The 18,009-nt window shown below is 64.8% G+C and carries 16 protein-coding genes; 10 read left to right on the top strand and 6 right to left on the bottom strand.

Annotation, left to right across the window (positions count from 1 at the left end):
• Positions 1-1,607, bottom strand: a 1,607-nt coding sequence (locus tag RUU78_RS05810) for a TonB-dependent receptor (protein WP_313914611.1), incomplete at its 3' end; no start/stop codon positions are given.
• A 344-nt stretch (positions 1,608-1,951) separates the two neighbouring features.
• On the opposite strand from RUU78_RS05810, the gene RUU78_RS05805 reads away from it, so the two are divergent.
• The 3 genes from RUU78_RS05805 (at position 1,952) to RUU78_RS05795 (ending at position 4,221) form a co-directional block, all read left to right on the top strand.
• Positions 1,952-2,950, top strand: a complete 999-nt coding sequence (locus RUU78_RS05805) for a peptidase U32 family protein (protein ID WP_313914609.1) — start codon at positions 1,952-1,954, stop codon at positions 2,948-2,950.
• A 4-nt stretch (positions 2,951-2,954) separates the two neighbouring features.
• Entirely contained in the window at positions 2,955-3,830 is an 876-nt protein-coding gene (locus tag RUU78_RS05800; protein WP_133821384.1) for a U32 family peptidase, read from the top strand.
• 94 nt (positions 3,831-3,924) lie between these two features.
• A complete protein-coding gene (locus RUU78_RS05795) occupies positions 3,925-4,221 on the top strand; it encodes a hypothetical protein (RefSeq protein WP_133821385.1) in 297 nt (98 codons plus the stop codon).
• Between the two features lie 8 nt (positions 4,222-4,229).
• On the opposite strand, the gene RUU78_RS05790 is transcribed toward RUU78_RS05795, so the two are convergent.
• Positions 4,230-4,694 carry an SCP2 sterol-binding domain-containing protein gene (locus tag RUU78_RS05790; RefSeq protein ID WP_313914604.1) on the bottom strand — a complete coding sequence of 155 codons (465 nt, stop codon included), beginning with the start codon at positions 4,692-4,694 and terminating at the stop codon, positions 4,230-4,232.
• 1,437 nt (positions 4,695-6,131) lie between these two features.
• On the opposite strand from RUU78_RS05790, the gene RUU78_RS05785 reads away from it, so the two are divergent.
• The 5 genes from RUU78_RS05785 to RUU78_RS05765 all read left to right on the top strand — a co-directional run bounded on the left by RUU78_RS05785 (position 6,132) and on the right by RUU78_RS05765 (position 12,834).
• Positions 6,132-6,485, top strand: a complete 354-nt coding sequence (locus RUU78_RS05785) for a hypothetical protein (protein ID WP_313914601.1) — start codon at positions 6,132-6,134, stop codon at positions 6,483-6,485.
• A gap of 67 nt (positions 6,486-6,552) precedes the next feature.
• A complete protein-coding gene (locus tag RUU78_RS05780) occupies positions 6,553-7,854 on the top strand; it encodes a TolC family protein (RefSeq protein ID WP_313914599.1) in 1,302 nt (433 codons plus the stop codon).
• On the top strand, positions 7,851-9,341 hold the full coding sequence (locus RUU78_RS05775) for an efflux RND transporter periplasmic adaptor subunit (RefSeq protein ID WP_313914597.1): 1,491 nt from the start codon (positions 7,851-7,853) through the stop codon (positions 9,339-9,341). The genes RUU78_RS05780 and RUU78_RS05775 overlap by 4 nt, the downstream gene beginning before the upstream one ends.
• Complete coding sequence (locus RUU78_RS05770) at positions 9,338-12,520, top strand: efflux RND transporter permease subunit (RefSeq protein ID WP_313914595.1); 3,183 nt, start codon at positions 9,338-9,340, stop codon at positions 12,518-12,520. Before RUU78_RS05775 ends, RUU78_RS05770 begins: the two co-directional genes overlap by 4 nt.
• Before the next feature lie 56 nt (positions 12,521-12,576).
• Positions 12,577-12,834 (top strand): hypothetical protein, encoded by a 258-nt coding sequence (locus RUU78_RS05765; RefSeq protein ID WP_313914594.1) that lies wholly within the window; start codon positions 12,577-12,579, stop codon positions 12,832-12,834.
• 678 nt (positions 12,835-13,512) lie between these two features.
• On the opposite strand, the gene RUU78_RS05760 is transcribed toward RUU78_RS05765, so the two are convergent.
• From RUU78_RS05760 to RUU78_RS05750, 3 genes are all read right to left on the bottom strand, one after another.
• Positions 13,513-13,983, bottom strand: coding sequence for a hypothetical protein (locus tag RUU78_RS05760; RefSeq protein ID WP_313914592.1), 471 nt, complete (start codon positions 13,981-13,983; stop codon positions 13,513-13,515).
• Positions 13,984-14,451: 468 nt separating this feature from the next.
• Positions 14,452-15,129, bottom strand: a complete 678-nt coding sequence (locus tag RUU78_RS05755; protein ID WP_313914590.1) for a hypothetical protein — start codon at positions 15,127-15,129, stop codon at positions 14,452-14,454.
• Positions 15,130-15,730: 601 nt separating this feature from the next.
• Positions 15,731-16,039: a helix-turn-helix transcriptional regulator gene (locus RUU78_RS05750; RefSeq protein WP_133821427.1), complete on the bottom strand. Its 309-nt coding sequence runs from the start codon at positions 16,037-16,039 to the stop codon at positions 15,731-15,733.
• Positions 16,040-16,142: 103 nt separating this feature from the next.
• Here RUU78_RS05750 and RUU78_RS05745 point away from each other — a divergent pair, with 103 nt between their 5' ends.
• Together RUU78_RS05745 and RUU78_RS05740 are read left to right on the top strand one after the other, a co-directional pair.
• Positions 16,143-16,502: a hypothetical protein gene (locus RUU78_RS05745; protein ID WP_313914583.1), complete on the top strand. Its 360-nt coding sequence runs from the start codon at positions 16,143-16,145 to the stop codon at positions 16,500-16,502.
• Between the two features lie 77 nt (positions 16,503-16,579).
• On the top strand, positions 16,580-17,080 hold the full coding sequence (locus tag RUU78_RS05740; protein WP_313914581.1) for a hypothetical protein: 501 nt from the start codon (positions 16,580-16,582) through the stop codon (positions 17,078-17,080).
• A gap of 169 nt (positions 17,081-17,249) precedes the next feature.
• Here RUU78_RS05740 and RUU78_RS05735 read toward each other — a convergent pair whose 3' ends face one another.
• Positions 17,250-17,837, bottom strand: coding sequence for a hypothetical protein (locus tag RUU78_RS05735; protein ID WP_313914579.1), 588 nt, complete (start codon positions 17,835-17,837; stop codon positions 17,250-17,252).
• Positions 17,838-18,009 lie beyond the last annotated feature (172 nt).

The following is an 18,009-nucleotide window of genomic DNA, read 5'->3' as shown; positions in this document are numbered from 1 at the left end:
CGGCGCAAACTCAGTTCCATGCCGCTGATTCGCACGCGACCGAGATTGACCGTTTCCTTGCAGGCTCCGGCCTGGGCCGCGGGACAGGCATTGCTGCCGGATGGTCCCGACACGTCGCGGCCGGTGATGTAGTCGGTGATGCGGTTCTCGAACAGCGCCAGCCGGTACTGCAGGCCTTCCTGTTCGCCTTTTGCGCCGAGCTCGAACTGGGTGGACACCTCTGGCCGGATCTGCGGATTGCCGAGATAGTAGTAGCCGTCGCTGCGCGGCGAGGCCTCGAAGCGTTCACGCATCTCCCCGGCCCGGAAGCCGCGCGCCAGGCTGGCATACGGGTGCAGGCCCCGATGCAGGGGCCAGACCAGTCCCAGGTTGCCGGAAAATGCGCCGTCAGTGCGTGCCAGCGGCTGGCCCCGCCCGCCACCCGCGACCGTCGCAGCGCGCCCCTCGACCCGATCCCAGCGCAGCCCGCCGAGCAGTTGCAACGGCCCGAAGTCCATGTCGTCCTGCACGAACACGCCCGTCGACTCGATACGGCCGTCGACGAAGGGAGGGCTCGGCTGCAGCGCGAACGTGGGCGGCGCCGCGATCAGGCGCTCGGGACTGGCCTGCATGCGCCAGTACTGAATTCCCAGCAGACGGCGGTGTCCGGCATCGATCCAGCGATCGAGGCGCAAGTCGGCACCGTCGGAACGGAAACCGACCTGCGTTTGGCTCAGATCGCGCGCCGCCGTCGCCGCCAGCGGTCCGTTGATGCGGCCGAAAATCGCCCGTTGCATTTGCTGCCGGTAAAAGCGGAGATCCCAGTTCCAGCCTGCTGGTCCGGCCCCGGCGTGGGCCAGGCCGAGTTCGACAAGACGCCTCTCCTGCTCGGGCGAATAAACCGTGGTGCTGCCAACCTGCGCGAGCGGGTGCGGCCTCGTTGATCCCGGATACGCGACGTCGAGATCGCGCTGCCCCTGCAGCGAAAGTCGCGCTTCGAGCGCATCGCCGAGGCGCTGGCGGAACTGGCCGATCAGCGCGCGACTACGATAGCCCGTGTCAGCCACGCGTCCCGAGGGGGCGAGATAGTCGTCCTGGTCGAGGCTGGCGCCGCCGAGGACGAGCGCGGAATCCGCGTCATGCCAGCGTGCCAGCGCAGACATGCCGATGCCGCGGCTCGCGCCGTCGAGCTGGCTCCCCAGCTCATAGCGCGGCGTTTCGTCGAAACGCGCCTGCGGCGTCAGCACGTTGACAACACCGCCTAGCGCTCCGCTGCCGTACAACACCGACGCCGGACCTTTCACGACTTCGACGCGTTCGGCCAGCCCCAGGCTCAGGAACGAAGCGATTGCGCCGGCCGGCTGAGCCGAATTCAGGCGCATGCCGTCGGCGAGGACCACGACGCTCTCTTTCTTCAGTCCTCGCAGTACCGGGTTCTGACCCTGCGCCCCGTCGGCAGCGACGGCCAGACCGGCGCGGCCGCGCAGCAGATCGCCCAGGGTGCGATAGCCGTTTCCAGCGATTTCGTCGCGCCCGCTGACGATCACGGCCGCCGGCGTGGCAAGGTCGGCGGCGGCATATCCCTTGGCGCTGATCACGACAGTGTCCAGGCAGGACAGCTCGTCCATCAGGCAGGGCTCTATCGCAGGCGCCGTTTCCGCACAGACGGAATACGGACCAAGGCCGAGGGCAATGGAGACAGCGAGCGCCAGCACGCGGGGCGGACGGCGGAGACGGACGGCGAGTGAACGCATCGTGGGAAGTTCGGTAGTTGTGACGCCCTCATTGTTAGTTAATGCGAATCATTTTCATCTGACCCAGGTCAAGCAAGCCGCAGATGGCCGTCCTTTGCCGGCTTCCGGCGTCACGCCGATGCGCCGCGAAATCTCTGTGGCTTGCGGCTGACCTGGATCAGGGCGCGATGGGGGTACTCAGAACGAGCATCTGACCTCCCCCGTCGCCGGATCCCCCCATGCTGCTCGTATGCCCTGCCGGCAACCTGCCCGGCTTAATTGCTGCCGTGGATGCCGGCGCAGACGCGGTCTATCTCGGTTTCCGTGACCAGACCAATGCGCGTGCATTCGCCGGGCTGAACTTCGGCGACGCGGATCTGAGGGCTGGTGTCGCCTATGCACAAGCCCGCGGTCGCAAGGTCTATGTCGCGCTCAATACTTACCCCGGCCCGTCGCGCATCGCGCAGTGGCAGGGCGCCGTCGACCGTGCCGCCGAATTCGGCGCGGACGCAATCATCGCCGCCGATGCGGGGCTGCTCGCCTACGCCGCGCGCACGCATCCGCGACTGGACCGTCACTTATCGGTGCAGGGCTCAGCCACGACGCAGGCAGCACTGAGCTGGTACCACGAACACTTCGGAATCAGCCGGGCGGTGCTACCGCGCGTACTGTCAGTGCAGCAGGTCGAGCGCATCTGCGAACAGTCTCCGGTGCCGCTGGAGGTTTTCGCGTTCGGCAGTCTATGCATCATGGTCGAAGGGCGCTGCCAGCTATCCAGTTATGTCACCGGACAATCGCCGAATCGCCACGGCGTCTGCTCACCGGCCAGTTTCGTGCGCTGGGAGGACCACGCCGACGGTAGCCGCACGGTGCGCCTCAACTCGGTGCTGCTGGACGTCTACGCCTCGGGCGAGGCGGCCGGCTACCCCACCGTCTGCAAAGGCCGCTTCGTGGTCGGCGGCGAGACCTTCCACGCACTGGAGGAGCCGACCAGCTTGAACACGCTGTCGCTGCTTCCGCGGCTGCGCTCGGCCGGCGTTGCCGCCCTCAAGATCGAAGGCCGTCAGCGCAGTAGTGCCTACATCCGGACCGTGACGCGAGTCTGGCGCGAGGCTATCGATCGCCTGCGCCAGGACGCCGACCGCTGGCGCGAGCTGCCCGAGTGGAATGCGGCGCTGTCGGCCCACGCCGAAGGCCATCAGACCACGCTGGGTCCTTACCATCGCTCGTGGCACTGACGAGATGCGACTGACCCTCGGGCCCCTGCAGTACTTCTGGCCGCGCCGGCAGGTGCTGGACTTTTATGCCGAAAGCCTCGACTGGCCGTTGGACGTGGTCTATCTCGGCGAGACCGTCTGCAGCAAGCGCCGCGAACTGAATCTGCGCGACTGGGTCGGACTGGCCGAGCAGCAGACGAAGGCGGGACGCGAGGTTGTGCTCTCCTCGCTGGCCCTGATAGAGGCCGAATCCGAGCTCGGCGCCCTGCGCCGGCTCGCCGGACTGGGCAACGTTCGCATCGAGGCCAACGACATCTCGGCCGTGCAGGTCTGCCGCCGGCACGGCGTGCCCTTCGTGGGCGGTCCGAGCCTCAATGTCTACAACCTCGAGACCCTACGCCTGCTGCAGGACGACGGGCTTTACCGGCTGGTGCTGAACGTCGAGATGGGATGCGAACTGGTGGCAGAGCTGCGCCAGGCCGCGGCCGCGGCCGGCTGCGATCTGCCAGAGCTCGAGCTGATCGCCTGGGGCCGTCTGCCGCTGTCTTACTCGGCACGTTGCTTCACGGCGCGCGCGCTGGATCTCGCCAAGGATCAATGCGGATTCCGCTGCATCGAATACCCGGACGGGCTGCCGCTATCCACCCGCGAGGGCCGGCACTTCCTGACCATCAACGGCGTGCAGATGCAGGGTGCCGAGAACTGCGACCTGCTGCCGGAATGGACGGAGCTTGCCGCCGCCGGCATCGGGCTGCTGCGGCTGTACCCGCAGCAGCACGGCACTGCACAGGCAGTACGCCGCTTCGACGCTGTGCGCGGAGGGGCGGCAGTGCCACCGCGCGAGCCGGGCTGCACGGCCGGCTACTGGAGCGGCCTGCCGGGCATGCAGCCGCCACCATGAGCACGGCTGCCGCATCGGAGCACGCGTTCGTCATTGCCCTGAGTCCGCAGCCGGCAAACGGGCCGGTCCCTTCCTCTTCCATCGGAACCAAGTCATGAGTCAAGACAAACTGGAACGCGTGCATTACGCCCTGGAATTACTCGACACGGCACATGCCGCGCTGCTACGCCTGTGCCACCTGGATGCGCCGAAGTCGATCCTGCATACGTTGCGCACGGTCGACAGGGAGCGCGAACACCTGCTCGGCGCGCTCGGCCTCGGCGAACCCGATCTCGCGCGGGCCTGGATGAGCTGCGAGCCCCGAGCCGCGGAGACGGAAAGACCGGACCTCGGCCTTGGCGATAAGTCGTCTGCTCGCCGACCCTGCCTCGCGCCGGGCCGCCGGGTGTGACGCCGGTGCTATCCGTCGATCTCGCGGCTCGAGCGCGATGACGCACGTGCCCAGTCGGCAAACCGCGCCGCGCGGTTAAGAACAATGCGCAAAGGCAGCGACACCTGCGCCCAGTCGAGCTGGTCGAGGAGATTGCGTGCGTTGAGGCCGAGTTCGGTGTCGCCGGTAAGCCCTAGCCGGCGCTGGAAAAACAGCGTGTCCGCGTCTTCGAGTCGGCTGGCCAGCAGCAGCAGATCCGTAAGCGTGCCCTGCACACGCGCCTCAATTGCCGCATCTCCCTCGTCCGACGAGGCGATCCGGACATGACCGGCATTCACGCGCACGGCGAAGCGCAGTCCGAGATCGAGTACGTCGATGCCCAGCACCCGCCCTTCCAGCGCGAGCAGTTCACCACGTTCCAGCGCGTCAGCCAGTACGGTAGCAGCGGCACGCTCGAAAACTTGCGCCAGCATCCGACGGGGAACGAGTCGCATCGGGAGCGCCCAGCGCCGGGGCGGGGGCAGAAATCGCAACAGAGATGAAAAGGACATTCGGTAGGTATCCGACAACGGCAGGTGACAAGACTGCCTTTCATCACCCTCCCCTGCTCTGATCCACATCAATACGGCGGCGGGAAACGTGGGGGTGAGGCAACTTAAGGTCAAAAATCGATCTTAAATATCTGTCCAGCCGCGGATCTCCTAGAGAAAATGCGTTGACCAAAATGGAATCAGGCATTCGTGTAGCGCCGACTACACGTAAAGAATCGCAGTACCGTCGCCTCCGGATTCCGCTGCCTACACGGACCAGCATCGACGCCGATAGTCCGGACCCTCAGGGAGGGTCTGGTAGTAATCGAACAGGGAGACACAGTTGCGTCTCAAGAAGGAACGAATTGTGCCTGTAGTCGAACGTGACTGGCCTCGCGCCGTCCCTCCGTCTTGGTTGGGCGACAGCGAGCCCGTGGCTCGAATCACCGAGAGGAAATCGGCGCTTTGTCACGTGGAATGCATATCCCTCAAGCAGGTGTGTCACGGGCTCCATGGCTGCCGTTTCACGGAAGGTGAAATCGGGGTCGTGACCGGATTGAGTGCAAATTAGGACATAGCGCGCTCACTCGCTTTTCGGCGCCGGCGGTGAGATCCCATTCGGCGAGACAGCGCCCAGCCGCGATAGCATCTCTTCGGTTGCCTGATCGCGCACCGCGGCGAGCGCCGCCGCCGTCTCTGCGGTCTGCCGTAACTGGCGTTCTCGCACGATGCCGGCGCGTGCCGCCGCCAGATCGGCGCGCAGCGCTTCACCGCAGAGCTGTTCCTACGCGTAACGTCCCTGCAGGCTGTTGTGCTGACAGGCGATCGGGCGAAGGGTTTGCAGCTCCCCTTCCAGACGCCGCTGCCACGAACGCAGCTCGCGCAGATCCTTGTCCTGCTGGCCGGTGTGCTCGGTGAGCCGAGCATTTAACGATGAGTGAGTTTGTAGACGAATTCGAGTCGCGCTTGACGGACCGTTAACGGGGAATTCGTTCCTCCGTCCTCGCTCTGGAAGGAGTTCAGGTTCGCGACGCCGGCGTCGTTCCGAACGGCGCTGTCGCAGAATCGGTCAAGGTGGAAGTCTTCGACATTTCGGGGCGCCGTGGTTCGTTCGCCCGCGCGCGCGATGTCGCTCGGTGGCAAGCGACGGCGGTGTACGCCTCTCGCCGGCGTCACGCGACTCAGAAAAAACTGAGCGCGGTCAATGCGGGGGCTCGGTCGGTAGACCGAGCATCGTCTCGTCACCGGCCCCTGGGAACCTTCGGGACGAACCGGAGTCTCGTGGGGGTGCGATCGTCGAAAACAGAGCCTAAGCTGTTGCCGTCATCGTCGGTCTCATTGCCGCTCCCTTTGGACATCCGTCGTCTACCAATGCCGTTTCGCTACCGCCGCCATCGTCGCTTGATAGCGCTTTTCGCGCTGATCGGACTGCTGTTCCAGCAGTTTGCGATGGCTGCGTACCGGTGTCCGCAGGAAATCGCCGTCGCGGCCGCACAGGCGACCGTCGAAACGACGCCGTACCAGATGCCCGACACGACAGATCAGGCGCGCTGCCACGAGCACTGCTATCCGACCACGCCATCGTCGGACCATGTGCCGGCGCCGACCGTCTCGCCGGCGCTACTGCCAGCGACCACGTGGTCGCGTGAATACGTGCGCCCGGTGCTACCGGACGACACCACGCAGGCGTACGCCCGTCGAGCGCGTGGGCAACCGCCGCCGGTGAGCATCCAGCACTGCACCTTCCAGATTTGAGCAAGCCTCGCGGTTGATCGTGGCGCCGTGCTGTGCGCGGCCGTTTCGTCATTCCCGTGGAGTTCTCATGCTGTCCCTATATCGTTTTCTCCCGCGCGGCTTCTGCCAGGCGCACGCGTCACTTCGTTTTCTTCTGGCCGTACTGACCGCCCTCGTTGCTGGCACGGCCGTGTCGGCGAACCTCATGTCCTTGTCGTTGATGGATGCTGTCGAGTCGGCCGAACGCCACGCGCCAGAATTGCGTGCGCGAGCGGCGGGCGTGACTGCCGCTGAAGCTGCGGTGGGTCCCGCCGGCCAGTTACCAGACCCCGAGCTCATCGTGGGTCTGCAGAACCTGCCGGTGACCGGCGACGACGCCTTCAGCACCACGCGCGACTTTATGACCATGCGCACGGTCGGCATCGCGCAGCAGCTCCCGCGGCGGGAGAAACGCCGCTTGCGCAGCGAACGCGCCGCGACCGATGTGGACCGTGAACGGGCCCTGTTGACGAACGAGCAGCTCGTAGTGCGCGAAGCCGTGGCGCGATCCTGGATTGCTGCGGCATCCGCCGAGCACCGCCTGACACTGCTGACCGCGCTGCAGCCGCGGGCCAACGCGCAGCTGGCCGCGGCCACCGCCGCGCTGACCGCCGGACGCGCGACGGCCGCGGAAGGCATCGCCGCACGTTCGGCGATCGCGACGTTGCAGGATCGCCTCGATGCCGCGCGGGCCGACCGCGACACGGCACGCACGGAACTGGCGCGCTGGTTGCCGGACCTGGGCGATCGTCCGCTCGGCGAACCGCCGGACTGGCGCGATCTAGGCGGCGATCCCGAATCACTGGTGAGGAACATCGCGCACCACCGCGAGTTGCTGGCTTATGACGCCGCCGAACGTGCCGCTACCGCCGACGTGGCGCTTGCCCGGGCCGAGAAGCGGCCCGACTGGTCACTCGAGTTCGCGTACGCGCAGCGCGGACCGCAATTCTCCAACATGGTGTCGGTGCAGTTTCGGGTGCCGCTGGCGCTGTTCGCTGCGCATCGGCAAGACCCGCTCATCGCGTCGAAGCAAGCGCTGGTTACGCGCATTGACGCGGAGCGCCAGGCGGCCCAGCGCATGCACGGTGCCGAGTTGCGCAAGACGCTTACGACCTGGCGCAGCGCGGCCGATCGCCTGGCGCGCTATGAGCGTGAGCTGCTTCCGCTGAGCGAAGACCGCGCAGACGCGGTAATCGCGGCCTACCGCGGCGGTCGCGGCGACCTCACCGCATCACTGCGCGCACTGGACGAAGCCATCGAGCAACGGCTGGCTTACACCGACCTGCAGAACACTCTGGGTCAAGCCTGGGCGACGCTGTATTTCGCGTTTCCGACGGAGCGAACGCCATGAACCGTCTAACTCTGCTTCTCGCACTGCTCGTGGGTATCGTCATCGGCGTCAGCTCGACCTGGTGGCTCATTGGCCGTGGACACCGCGACATGCCGGCTGCGTCGCCGGCACCGACCGAGAAAAAAATCCTGTACTGGTACGACCCGATGGTGCCGGCCCAGCACTTCGACCAGCCCGGCAAATCGCCGTTCATGGACATGGAGCTGGTCCCGAAGTACGCCAGCGACGGACCTGCCGACGCGGATACTGTGCGCATCGAACCGCGCCTCGTGCAGAACCTCGGCGTGCGCACCGCACTCGCGACGCGTGGCACGCAGGTGGCCTCGGTCCGTGCGACGGGGACGGTGACGTTCGACGAACGCGGCGTGGTGGTCGTGCAGGCGCGCGTCGCTGGCATCGTGGAGCACCTTGCCGTGCGCACACCGTTGACGACGGTCACCGCAGGCCAACCCTTGCTCACGCTGATTGCACCGGAGTGGACGGCCGCGCAGGCCGAGTACCTGTCGCTGCGCACAGCCCGCAGCGAGGGGCTGGATGCCGTGCGCGCGGCCGCGCGTCAACGGTTGCTGTTGCTCGGAATGAGCGAAGGCCAGATCCGTGCCGTCGAGCGCCTTGGGCGCGCCGAGGACCGGTTCACGATCGTCGCGCCGCGTGCCGGCGTCGTCAGCGAGCTGCTGGTGCGCGACGGCGCAAGCGTCACGGCCGGCTCACAGTTGCTGCGCATCAATGATCTCGACACCGTGTGGGTCAATGTCGCAATTCCCGAAGCGCAGACCGGCCGCGTCGCACCGGGCAATGCCGTGACGCTGGAACTCCCGGGCTTCCCTGGCGAATCGCTCGCTGGCACCGTCGACACCTTGCTGCCCGGACTTGATGTCACGACGCGTACGCAGAGCGCCCGCATCGTCGTGCCGAACCCGACACGCCGCCTGGTACCCGGCATGTTTGCGCGCGTCGCCGTCACCGGCCGTGCCGCCGATGCAGAGATTGTGCAAATACCGACTGAGGCCGTAATTGCGACCGGCGCACGCCAGGTTGTCATCGTCGATGCCGGTGATGGCCGCTTCCGTGCGCAGGAAGTGCGCGTCGGTCACGAAAGCGATGGCCGTACCGCGGTGCTCGACGGCGTAGCCGAAGGCGACCGCATCGTGCTGTCCGGCCAATTTCTGATCGATTCCGAAGCAAGCCTCGCCGGTACGCTGGCGCGTCTCGATGCGTCGGACACGTCGCCGGCGCCAAGCACGCCGTCGCGGTACTCCGCCGATGGTACCGTCAAACGCATCGACGGCAGCACCTGGTCCATCGCGACCGACGCCATCCCCGCGTTGGAAATGGGCGAGATGACCATGACTTTCGTGCGTCCCGAAACCGTGCCCGTCGATGGTCTTCGGGTCGGTCAGCGCGTGCGCTTCACCTTTGTGCGCAACGCTGACGACGCGTTCGAAATCGCAACGATCGCCGCGTTGCCGGCAGGAGCCACGCCATGATCGCGCGCATCATCCGCGGATCGATCGCGAATCGATTCCTCGTGTTGCTCGCGGCATTGTTCCTGGCTACCTGGGGCGTGTACGCCGTGCGGCAAACGCCGGTCGATGCGTTGCCGGACCTGTCGGACGTGCAGGTGATCATCCGCACGACCTGGCCCGGGCAGTCGCCACAACTGGTCGAGGACCAGATCACCTATCCATTGACGACGACGATGCTGTCGGTGCCGGGGGCCAAGACGGTGCGCGGCTTCTCATTCTTCGGCGACTCGTACGTCTACGTGCTGTTCGAAGACGGCACAGACCTGTACTGGGCGCGGTCGCGCGTGCTGGAGTACCTCAACCAGGTGCAGTCGCGGTTGCCGCGCGACGCGAGCGCCGCGCTCGGCCCTGACGCCACGGGTGTCGGCTGGATCTACGAATACGCGCTGGTCGATCGCAGCGGTCAGCATGACTTGTCCGAGTTGCGCGCCCTGCAGGACTGGTTCCTTCGCTACGAGCTGAAAAGCGTGCCAGACGTCGCCGAGGTAGCGACCGTCGGCGGTATGGTGCGGCAGTACCAGATCGTGCTAGACCCGGACCGTTTGCGCGCCTACGACATCACGCAGGCCGCGGTGACCGAGGCTGTGCAGCGCGCCAACGGCGAAGCCGGTGGCTCGGCGTTGGAACTGGCCGAAGCCGAGTACATGGTGCGTGCGAGCGGTTATCTGAAAACGCTTGACGACTTCCGGATGATTCCGCTTAGCGTCGGCGCAGGCGGCGTACCGGTGCGACTGACCGATGTCGCGCGCGTGCAACTAGGCCCCGAGATGCGCCGCGGTATCGCCGAACTCAACGGCGATGGCGAAGTCGTCGGCGGCGTGATCGTGATGCGTTCGGGCAAGAATGCGCAGGCGACCATAGCCGCGGTCAAAGCAAAACTCGCGAGCTTGCGGGCGAGCCTGCCGGCCGGCGTGGAGATCGTCGAAACCTATGATCGTTCGCAACTGATCGGGCGCGCGATCGACAACCTGAGCGGCAAGCTGATCGAGGAATTCCTCGTCGTCGCGCTGGTGTGCGCCGTGTTCCTGTTCCACCTGCGCTCGGCGTTGGTCGCGATCGTCGCGCTACCGCTCGGCGTACTCGCCGCGTTCATCATGATGCACTGGCAAGGGCTCAACGCGAACATCCTGTCGCTCGGTGGTATTGCGATCGCGATCGGCGCGATGGTCGATGCCGCCATCGTGATGATAGAGAACGCGCACAAGCACCTGGAAGCCTGGCAGCACGCGCATCCGGACGACACGCTGTCCGCCGATGCGCGCTGGCGACTGATCGGCGACGCAGCAGCCGAGGTGGGGCCGGCGCTGTTCTTCAGTCTCGTCATCATCACTCTCTCGTTCGTGCCGGTGTTTACGCTCGAAGCGCAGGAGGGGCGTCTGTTCGCGCCGCTCGCGTTTACGAAGACCTACGCGATGGCTGCGGCCGCGGGCTTGTCGATCACGTTGATTCCCGTGTTGATGGGTTACTGGATCCGCGGACGCATCCCGGAGGAGCGGGCCAATCCGTTGCCGCGCGCCTTGATCGCGCTCTACCGGCCGATCCTAGAGGTCGCGCTGCGAGTTCCCAAAGTGACTTTGTTAACCGCAGCGCTCCTGCTCGCGGCGACGGCATGGCCGATCAGCCGCCTCGGCGGCGAATTCCTGCCGCCGCTCGACGAAGGTGACGTGCTCTACATGCCGAGCGCGTTGCCTGGGCTGTCCGCCGGCAAGGCAGCGCAAGTATTGCAGCAGACCGACAAGATGATCCGCTCGGTGCCAGAAGTCGCCAGCGTGTTCGGCAAGATCGGCCGCGCTGAAACGGCGACCGATCCGGCGCCGATGGAGATGGTCGAGACGACGGTGCGCTTCAAGCCGCGCGATCAATGGCGCGCCGGCATGACGCCGGAAAAACTGATCAATGAACTCGACGCTGCGGTACGGCTGCCAGGTCTGACAAACCTGTGGGTGCCGCCGATCCGCAATCGTCTGGACATGCTCGCGACCGGCATCAAGAGTCCGATCGGCATCAAAGTCAACGGCAGCGATCTGGCGGTCATCGACCAAGTGGCCACCGAGATCGAACAGGCGATCAAGACGGTGCCGGGGGTGACCTCGGCGCTCGCCGAGCGCCTGACCGGTGGTCGTTACGTCGACGTCGATATCGACCGCGCCGAGGCCTCGCGCTACGGCCTCAACATCGCCGACGTGCAGAGCGTCGTGAGCGCGGCAATCGGTGGCGAAACCATCGGTGAAACGGTCGAAGGGCGGCGACGCTTTCCGATCAGCGTGCGCTATCCGCGCGAATTACGCGACAGCGTGCAGAAGCTGCGCGACTTGCCGTTCCTGACGGCGGGCGGCGCGCAGATCACGCTCGGAAGCGTCTCGCGAATCGCGATCAGCGACGGCCCACCGATGATTCGCAGCGAGAACGCGCGTTTGTCCGGGTGGATCTACGTGGATGCACGCGGCCGTGATCTCGCATCGGTCGTGCACGACCTGCGCGAGCGCGTGGCTCGGGACGTCGTACTGCCAGCCGGCACGTCGATCACCTGGTCAGGTCAATTCGAGTATTTCGAGCATGCCATGGCCAAGCTGCGCGTCGTGATCCCGGCGACGTTGCTGATCATTTTCGTGCTGCTGTATATGACCTTTGGGCGCGTTGACGAGGCGGTAATGATCCTGGCCAGCGTGCCGTTCGCGCTGATCGGCGGGTTCTGGCTGATGTATACCTTGGGGCATGCGTTCTCGATCGCGACTGCGGTCGGCTTCATCGCGCTCGCGGGCGTGTCGGCCGAGTTCGGCGTGATCATGCTGCTGTATCTGAAACACGCCTGGGAGCGACGCCTCGCCGCTGGCGAACCGGCCACGTCGGACACGTTGCTCGCCGCGATCCGCGAAGGCGCGGTGCAGCGCGTGCGCCCGAAAGCGATGACCGTGGCCGTCATCCTGGCCGGCCTGCTGCCGATCCTCATCGGCACCGGCACCGGCTCGGAAATCATGCAGCGCATCGCCGCCCCCATGGTGGGCGGAATGATCACTGCGCCGCTGCTGTCGATGCTCGTGATTCCCGTCGTCTTTCGGCTGCTGCGCGAGCGCTCGCTGCGTGCTTCTGTCGGTCTCGATCGATCTGCTTCTTCCCATGTGCCGGCGACGCCGGCGTGACGTAGCTCGCGCGCCGAGCGCGCGAGTGCTTTGTTCCCAAGAAAGGAGGATTTCTCATGGAACGTTCAACGCTCTCATTCGTCGTTGGTCTGCTGTTCTGGACGCTGGTTGCGACCTCGTCTGTCCATGCAACATCCTTGGCTCGCTCTCGTGACGGTTCGATCATGGCAATCGACGGCGACAGGCTGATGAAGTGCTTTAGACATGCGCCGGTGCCTGCTGTCGGCGACAAGCTGTCGCTCGTGCGCGAATGGATTCCGTTCTCGAAATGCACGCCGGGGGGCGCAATCTCGTCATGGGGCATGCGCGCGTAGTCGCCATCAGCGCACCGCCGTGCGTACAGGCCGAGAAACTTGACGGCAAGCCACGCCGGTACGACCGCGCGCGCGGCCGGCCGAGGTGGCGCCCGTTTCGCCGACGTCTCAGGCAGCCTGAGCCTGGGCTTGACCCTGTAGCAGCTACAGGGGGTTCAGCCGAGATACGTGTAAAGATGCCCCACAGAATCCGGAAAAACTCGGTGATTCATAAGCTTGCGGGATAAAATTTCCTGAACAGCGAGTGCCGTCCGTTCTTTGTCGTGCGATGAACGCCGCGCGCCTCGCCGCGGTACGGTGCGAAGAACCACCCGACCAGTTGCCTCTCCCCGGCGTATGCCGAGCTCGTCTACTGGCGACTGGAACGCGGACACCGCCGACCCGTACACTGTCCCGGGGCCCGAACAACACGAGGGAAAATCTTGCACGGCCTCCGCAAGCGGTCGATCCGCATCCTTCTCGACAGCAACATCTGGCGCTACTTCATAGACGCCGGCGCGATTCCTGCGCTAGGCAACGCGGCACGCATGTCGCGACACACCGTTCTGATCTCGCCAGCGACGCTGTACGAAGCGGCGCATACCTCGGAAACGTCCGTGCGTAACGCGCTACTTGCGGCCATGACGAAGCCGTGGTGGAAACGCCTCATGCCGGAGGCGTACTCTGAAGCGGAGGAGTTCAAGATCGAAGCACGGCGGCTGCGCAGCGAATGGCTTCGACCGCATCCGGATCTTGCCTTGACTCGTCTAGAGCCTGCACGACGTGGTGTTCGGCCAGTGTTACCGTTAGATCAGGCCCTCGTGTCAGGGAATACGTGCCGTCGGCATGGACATGGTCGCGATCCATCATGCTGACCATTTCGGGCGTGGCAAAGTCAAAATACAACAGGCTCAGAATCGCACGATCGCGCAGACCCGACATGGACGCATCGATGCGTTGCATCACGCGCCACAGTTCCGCGAAGACCGGATGGTCGGCGCGCATGGGAATGCCGTACTGGGTAATCAACGGCCTGTCGTCCAGCGGTGCGAGCAGGCCCGCCACGCGTATCAACGTGTGCGGTCGAAGACCCGTGCACTGCTCCAGGGATTTGATAGCGACACCCAGCTGCAGCAGAAACCGGATGGCGGCTTCCTGGACCTCGCGCATCGACACCGAGCGGCCGAGCACCGCCTCGGCACAACGGCCCAGGTCCCGGTTGATCCGATGGCTCGACAACGCCGTCGCGCCCCCATCGCCGCTGAAGGGGAAAGCGTCTGCTCCTGATGAACACGCCCAGACGCTGCAGGGAATGAACCTCGTCCTCCTCAAGGGGCGTTGCGTAGGTGCCCCGGCGATGATGCAATGTAAGCACCGCGTCCGCGATCTCCCGCTGCCGCACCTGCAGCAGCGTGCGTAACGACGCCCCCGTTCGGTCGGTCACGGCGAGCAGCACGCGCAACCAGTGGAAATCGGCGTCGACCTCGAGGTAGTCGATCAATCGATGGGTTTCGAACACCGTCAATCGAGGCCTCGGCCCTCCACCTTTGCGCGTGGGTACGCAGCTCCAGATCCAGCGCGCCCATGCCGCGGCGGACAACGCCGTCAAAGTGACATTCCCACGATCGAGGCGACTGATCACTCAGACATTCCGTCCGACTTGTCGGGCTTCTTCGGCTTTTTCGGACGCAAGCTCGGTTGGCGGGGTTTCGTCTGCGTAAGCGCGCCCTCTCCGGCCGTAACTATCTCAAGCAATTTCGGAAATTGTTTGAGATCGATCAATCGAGCGGCGTAGTCAAAGCGCACTGAAAGTGCACATAGCAAAACCGTCACGCCGACAGCGTTGAAAGCAGACAGAATCCCTACCGCGATTCCCTGGTCCCACACAAGTGCAGAATTTAGCGACAGAAGAATGGCAGAAGCCAACGCGCCCTTCCAGAAACCACGTTGGAGATCGCCAAAATGAATTTTCGTCCAGCCATCCGCGCGAGTATCTTCGTAGCCCGAATGATCCCCGTTCAGTTGAACCATGTTGCCCGCCCATTTTCGTGCCGCAAGACATCGCAACGGTTCCACACGCGTGAGCGCGAATCGGATGTCGTCCGGGTGCAACGTGCCGTAGATGGATGAACACGCGAGCGTAAGTGCTGCATTGCTTGCTCGGGAGATGTCCTTCTTAGTGACGAGCTGCCATAGCCGCACTGTGCGTGCCTGCGCAATCCGCAACCCGACATGTCGTACCTGGACCCATGCGATGACACAGCTCAACGCAACACTGATTCCGACTACCCAATTGTGATCGGAAAAGACTCTCATACTGCTCGATCTCCATCTGAACCTGGGATTGTTGTCTTCGAAGTCGAACGCCTGATCGCTAGTTCGGCATGGCCATGTCTCGCGCAACACATGGCGCCGTTCCTCGTGGAAACTGGGCACCGTCACGGCGACCTCATCGTGACGTTCACAGGACAGCAAAGCCCTGTCTCAATACGCGAGATCGGCCAATGTACCGGGCGCACACCACCAGTCCGACCATTTGCGGAGTACAGCACGACCACCAACGCAGCACGTTGGGCGGCTTGGGTGGACGCGGAATTAAATTCGTCGATCAGATCCCGCTGGCCCAGCTTAGCGGTGAGCCTACCGCTACCGAGGAGCACGTCGGCCGAGGTCGAAGCCTTCCCCGTCTTCACACCCAAGCGCCGATCGCTGGCGACTCGGATGCCGGTGTTCCATCGGAAATCTTTGCGCGGGGCAGACCCCGTTCGAACACGCACCGAGAAGTGCCCACTGCGCTCGTATTTACCGTCAGACGAACACAAACAAGTCGGCCCCAGGCCCATCCCGCGTAGCGCAGGTGTGGATAGCGGACACAGGCGTATTGAAACGGTTTGCAGTATCGGTCGCGGCGCGGACCTTAGCGTCGCGAAGTCCGGCGGCGTTGTGACTGAATTCCGCCAGCGCCTGTTGCCAATGCACCGCGCGCCTTGAGCTTTGCAATCAGCATGTCGAGCAGCACGTGAGGATCGAGGTCGAGCGCCGCACAGAGTTCCACATACTCCACGACATCCAAGCGCCGATCGCCGCGCTCAAGCAAACTCACCCATTGCTGAGATCGACCCAGCAAAGTGGCTAGACCGGTTTGCGTCAAGCCTTGCGCTTCGCGGTGATCGCGAAGCGTGTCGATGATGCGTCGATACTCTGCTCGATGGATGGATTTGGGCATCGCCGCTGCTCAGTCGCGACGGCGAAGGTAGGAAGTACAAGGCGATACGCGAAAACCTTGTTATAGTGTGCCCAGGCATCTCATCCTGTGACTGGAGGGCTCCATGTCGCTGAAACCCGACGGGTACCCTGCTTCAACGCTGACGTTTTCGCTCAGCGGAACGGCTGTACGCATCGAGCTGCCGGTTGACATGCCACCCTCAACGCTCAGCGCGTTTGAGCGGCAGATCGCCCGGCAACGCGAACAGGACGCCGGTGGCCTATGGACCGGTTTCTCGCGCGCACTGCGCGAAGCCGTCATTCGCGTGTTGGACGACGACCTGAAAGAACCCAGCGATGTCCAGCTGCGTGAAGCAGCCCGGCTTGCCCGCGCCCACGGCCTGGATTTGCCCCATGACGCGATGTGCTACCGCGGGGCGCTACGGCAATTCGTGGCGAGCTTGAAGTCCGCCGACACGGCGTAGCGGCTACTTTCTCAGCGACACCCGATTCTGGCGGCGCCACCTCTGATGAGCGCACGACCGACCTTGCGGAGGGCACCATGCTGACGTCGTACTTCGTTGCGCACGTTGAGGAGGGAATTGTCGTCGTCGGCGTGGGCGCGGCGCCGTTGTCCGAGATCCTAGCCCTGGCGCCATCCTGTAGCGCCACGGTATTCGTGGTCGAACCCGTCCAGGTTGACATCCGGGTGCGGTGCGGCACAGCCGAGTTCACAGAATCGGACATAGTTCCTCGCTACAGGCACCCCAGCGAACGCGTTGGGGCTTGGCTCCGCGTTCTGCCGATTGCCGACAAAGCACTAGCGCAGTGCGACCGGATGGAGCTATCTCAGGCCGAGGACATTGAGGACTGGTTTGTCGATGAGGCGGTATTGGGGTGGCATCGCGTCACACCCGAAGACGGGCGTCGGCGGTTGGAACACCCGCGCCGACAGCTTGGCGATACCGCCTTGCTCTTGCGCGGACAACGAGCGGCGCTGACCGCGTTGCTGGAGGCCATCGGCCAGGTGGTCACTTGCAACAAATCTCGCCACGACGCGTGAACGTGCTAGGGATTGTCGTGCTCCAACTTCAACACGGGTGGCGTAAACGCACCGGTGAGCGGCTCGATGCGGCCTGGCCGTTTTGCGCCAGGGAGAGTTTCGAGCCTCCCGGCGCTCACAGCATGCGCGGAAGGCGACGACTCGACGGTTCCGGCCTTCCCTCATCCAACTAACGGACGCGCGTTCGTTTCCGGATGCGAAGCCAGTTCTGCGCCTCGTAGCGGAACACAAGCGGCCACGCTTCGCTGCGGTCCAGCACCCAGCGCATGGCCGTCTCCGGCAGATGGGGCAATACGGCCGGCCAGCCCCAGGGGCGGCGCCGCTCGTGCTGCTGCGTTGCGCGTTCGGAGGACAGCCCCAATACCGCATCGCCTACGCAGAGCAACAGCGTGCGTCGTTCGGCCGGATCTTCCCAATGCCGCCAGAGCTGCGCCGGCGTGCTCGGTGACAGCGGCGCCACCCGCGGCACGCGCAAAAAGGCTGAACGATCTACCCAACGGGCAGGCAATGCCGCACCTGCCAACGAGGCTTCGGTCAGCGGCCCCCAACTGACGCTGCACAGCGTTAGGAGATCCTGCCATACACGAAGCCGAGAACCCGGTACAGCCTCACCGGCGTCGGGGTGTCCCATCGCGCACTGCTCAGCCCACGCTTCCAGGAGTGCAATCTCCAGCGCATAAGCGCCGCGCCGGATCGCCAGTGGAAGGTCCGACCATCCTCGGCGCAGTCTCGGAACGAGCGCGCCAGGCAGGTGCATGAGTCCGGCGTGTACGCGTCGCCGCGTCGGCGTCAGATCACCCCAGCGCCAACCGATTGCGGGCACTTTGACCAACGGCAGGTCATGTCGCTGGCACACCGTGCGCCAACTATCGGTCTGAAGCTGCCCCGCACGGCCGGAGGCCAAGAAGCGATATTCTGATCGCTACTTG

Origin of the sequence: Tahibacter sp. (genome assembly GCF_032229445.1) — a bacterium.
In the GTDB taxonomy this organism is placed as follows: Bacteria; Pseudomonadota; Gammaproteobacteria; order Xanthomonadales; family Rhodanobacteraceae; genus Tahibacter.
The sequence above is the reverse complement of the archived record's forward strand: the minus strand, read 5'-3'. Positions and strand labels throughout refer to the sequence as shown.

What these genes read in the sequence shown, in the direction of transcription:
- RUU78_RS05805 (WP_313914609.1), top strand. Translation starts at nt 1,952, where the DNA reads ATGCTGCTCGTATGCCCTGCCGGCAACCTGCCCGGCTTAATTGCTGCC.
- RUU78_RS05800 (WP_133821384.1), top strand. Translation starts at nt 2,955, where the DNA reads ATGCGACTGACCCTCGGGCCCCTGCAGTACTTCTGGCCGCGCCGGCAG.
- RUU78_RS05795 (WP_133821385.1), top strand. Translation starts at nt 3,925, where the DNA reads ATGAGTCAAGACAAACTGGAACGCGTGCATTACGCCCTGGAATTACTC.
- RUU78_RS05790 (WP_313914604.1), bottom strand. Translation starts at nt 4,694, where the DNA reads ATGCGACTCGTTCCCCGTCGGATGCTGGCGCAAGTTTTCGAGCGTGCC.
- RUU78_RS05780 (WP_313914599.1), top strand. Translation starts at nt 6,553, where the DNA reads ATGCTGTCCCTATATCGTTTTCTCCCGCGCGGCTTCTGCCAGGCGCAC.
- RUU78_RS05775 (WP_313914597.1), top strand. Translation starts at nt 7,851, where the DNA reads ATGAACCGTCTAACTCTGCTTCTCGCACTGCTCGTGGGTATCGTCATC.
- RUU78_RS05770 (WP_313914595.1), top strand. Translation starts at nt 9,338, where the DNA reads ATGATCGCGCGCATCATCCGCGGATCGATCGCGAATCGATTCCTCGTG.
- RUU78_RS05765 (WP_313914594.1), top strand. Translation starts at nt 12,577, where the DNA reads ATGGAACGTTCAACGCTCTCATTCGTCGTTGGTCTGCTGTTCTGGACG.
- RUU78_RS05760 (WP_313914592.1), bottom strand. Translation starts at nt 13,983, where the DNA reads ATGCGCGAGGTCCAGGAAGCCGCCATCCGGTTTCTGCTGCAGCTGGGT.
- RUU78_RS05755 (WP_313914590.1), bottom strand. Translation starts at nt 15,129, where the DNA reads ATGAGAGTCTTTTCCGATCACAATTGGGTAGTCGGAATCAGTGTTGCG.
- RUU78_RS05750 (WP_133821427.1), bottom strand. Translation starts at nt 16,039, where the DNA reads ATGCCCAAATCCATCCATCGAGCAGAGTATCGACGCATCATCGACACG.
- RUU78_RS05745 (WP_313914583.1), top strand. Translation starts at nt 16,143, where the DNA reads ATGTCGCTGAAACCCGACGGGTACCCTGCTTCAACGCTGACGTTTTCG.
- RUU78_RS05740 (WP_313914581.1), top strand. Translation starts at nt 16,580, where the DNA reads ATGCTGACGTCGTACTTCGTTGCGCACGTTGAGGAGGGAATTGTCGTC.
- RUU78_RS05735 (WP_313914579.1), bottom strand. Translation starts at nt 17,837, where the DNA reads ATGCACCTGCCTGGCGCGCTCGTTCCGAGACTGCGCCGAGGATGGTCG.